Below are 655 nucleotides of genomic sequence, written 5' to 3'. Positions count from 1 at the left end.
TCCTCGCCGGCCACATCGACGCCAGCGGCCTCCTCCCGGCCGAGACGAGGCGCCGAGCCCTCGTCGCGAGAATCGGAGCGTTCATCGAGGCGAACCTCGGCGACCCGGGGCTCACCCCGACCGCCATCGCCTCACGGCACCACATCTCGGTCCGCACCCTGCACCAACTGTTCAGCGCCGAGCCCGAAGGCGTCATGGCAACCGTGCGGCGCCGGCGACTGGAACGCTGCCGGCAGGACCTCGCCACGCCTTCCCTGAGCAAGCAGCCCATCGGCGTGATCGCCACCCGATGGGGATTCTCCAGCCCGGGCGAGTTCAGCCGAGTGTTCAAGAGAGCGTACGGCGAGACACCCCGGCAATTCCGGGACGGCACGGCCGCAGCACGTTCTCCGCGCTGAATGCACATCAGCTCCGCGCCCGTCGCCAACTCCACGGACACACGGCACATCACGATGGGTGCGCTGCACCAGGGGGGACGGAACAGGCCCTGACACCTGTGGCATCCGGGAGAATTCGGGAGGCGAGATGGCAGGTCAAGGGCAGGGGTCCGGTGGGGGAGGCGGTTCGTTCAGCCGCGGGACGGGGCAGGGCTGTGGCTTCTGCATGGGTGTTCTGCTGGCCCTGATCATCCTCATGGCGATCGTACTGGTCGGCG

1 protein-coding gene is annotated in these 655 nt (G+C 68.7%); it reads left to right on the top strand.

From position 1 onward, the window contains the following. On the top strand, positions 1-398 hold a 398-nt coding region (locus CCN56_RS36970), incomplete at its 5' end, for a helix-turn-helix domain-containing protein (protein ID WP_143664745.1). Positions 399-655: the final 257 nt, after the last annotated feature.

Source organism: Streptomyces sp. NRRL B-24572, from assembly GCF_002156145.1.
In the GTDB taxonomy this organism is placed as follows: domain Bacteria; phylum Actinomycetota; class Actinomycetes; order Streptomycetales; family Streptomycetaceae; genus Streptomyces; species Streptomyces vietnamensis.
The sequence above is the reverse complement of the archived record's forward strand: the minus strand, read 5'-3'. Positions and strand labels throughout refer to the sequence as shown.